This window comes from Ochrobactrum sp. BTU2 (assembly GCF_024539785.1).
Classification (GTDB): domain Bacteria; phylum Pseudomonadota; class Alphaproteobacteria; order Rhizobiales; family Rhizobiaceae; genus Brucella; species Brucella anthropi.
Genome location: NZ_JAHWRG010000072.1, coordinates 1 through 1,664 on the forward strand (window position 1 = coordinate 1; position 1,664 = coordinate 1,664).

Genomic DNA, 1,664 nt, shown 5'->3' on the forward strand with positions numbered 1-1,664 from the left:
TCTAAGCGATATTCCCGTTGCAGCCAATGACGATGCCGCACCGGTCGGTGAAGACAAAACACAGGCACGGCGGTCACCTGCCCGCAATATCGGCCGCTTGCCGAAGCATCTTCCGCGCTATGAAGAGATCATCGAGCCGGAGAGCAAGATTTGCCCCTGCTGTTCGTTCGAACTGCATTGCATCGGCACGGACGTCAGCGAGGCGCTCGACATCGTACCTGCTGTTGTCCGGGTCAAGCGGACGATCCGGCCGCGCTATGCATGCCGGGCCTGTGAGAGTGCCATCGTGCAAGCACCTGCACCGGCGCGGGTGATGGACGGTGGCATGGTGACCACGGCGTTTGCCGCGCATGTCGCTGTTTCGAAGTTTGCCTGGCATCTCCCGCTCAATCGCCAGGCACAGATGCTGGCCTCCTGTGGTGTCAGTATTGATCGTGGCACGCTTGGCACCTGGGTCACGCGGGTCGCCTGGTGGCTGGAGCTTCTCTATGACACGCTTACCGTTTTTATCCGCTCACAGCCGAGGGTGTTCTGTGACGAGACGCCGTTGCCGCAGCTCGATCCGGGGCGCAAACGAACCAAGGTCTGCCAGTTATGGGCGCAGGCGGTTGACGACCGTCCATGGAATGGTCCGGCACCACCGGCCGTGGCCTATATCTTTGCCGAAAGCCGCAGCGCCCGCGAGATCGAGGGACAATTGTCGTCGTTTACCGGCGTGCTTCAAGTCGATGGATACCAAGCCTATAAAACCATGGTCAAACGTCGGGGCAAAAGCAATGTCGCCCCCATGCGGCTGGCCTTCTGCCTTGCCCATGCTCGGCGCAAGTTTGTCGATGTCGTCAAGCTGACGGGCTCTTCGGAGGCTTTGTCGGTTCTTGCCAGGGTTGCGGAAATCTATCGGATTGAAGCAAAACTGCGCGGCGAAAGTGCCGATACCCGGCTCGTCGTGAGACGTCGCGAGGCCGCTCCAGTCATGAGAGAGCTGAAAGCCCATCTCACTGAACTGCGCGAGGAGGTGTCGGCGAAATCGGCGCTTGGCAAGGCCATCGGCTACACGCTCAACCATTGGAGCGGGTTGACAGCCTTCCTTGATGATGGCCGGGTCGAGGTGGACTCCAATGTCGTCGAGCGTTCAATGAAGTCCGTGGCCCTGACGAGGAAGAATTCGTTGTTCGTGGGCAACGAGCGGGGTGGAAAGTCCTTCGCGGTCATCGCATCGCTCGTCAATACTTGCAAATTGAATGGTGTGGATCCTGAGACCTGGCTTGCCGATGTGCTGGAGCGCATCATCTGCGGCAAAGTGAAAGCCACTGAAATGGAAAGCCTCCTGCCGTGGACCTGGAAGGCTGAGCGTGAAGCGATGATGCAGCAGGAGCGACGGGCGGCATGACGCACAACAGCCAGGAGATGACGGCACGTCCGAAGCTCGATGACGAGGCGTTCGAAGCCTTTATCAGGGGACGCCGTCCGGCATCGCCAATCTGGTCAATGAGCGGTCTCGATGGTTATCTTACGGCTCTGATCATTGGCCCAAAGTTCATTGACCCACGCAAATGGATCCCGGAACTGACCGGCCCGGACGCCCTGAACCTGCCGATGGAAACAACCGAACATCGGGCCGTGCAGACTATCGTTGCGGAATATAACCGTATCTCGACAAGCCT

At 59.1% G+C, this 1,664-nt stretch carries 2 protein-coding genes; both read left to right on the top strand.

Annotated features, from left to right (window positions below):
- Positions 1-1,390 (top strand): IS66 family transposase (locus KWJ32_RS27990; RefSeq protein WP_256886617.1); only part of this gene is annotated, 1,390 nt, incomplete at its 5' end.
- On the top strand, positions 1,387-1,664 hold a 278-nt coding region (locus tag KWJ32_RS27995), incomplete at its 3' end, for a UPF0149 family protein (RefSeq protein ID WP_256886618.1). The genes KWJ32_RS27990 and KWJ32_RS27995, both read left to right, overlap by 4 nt.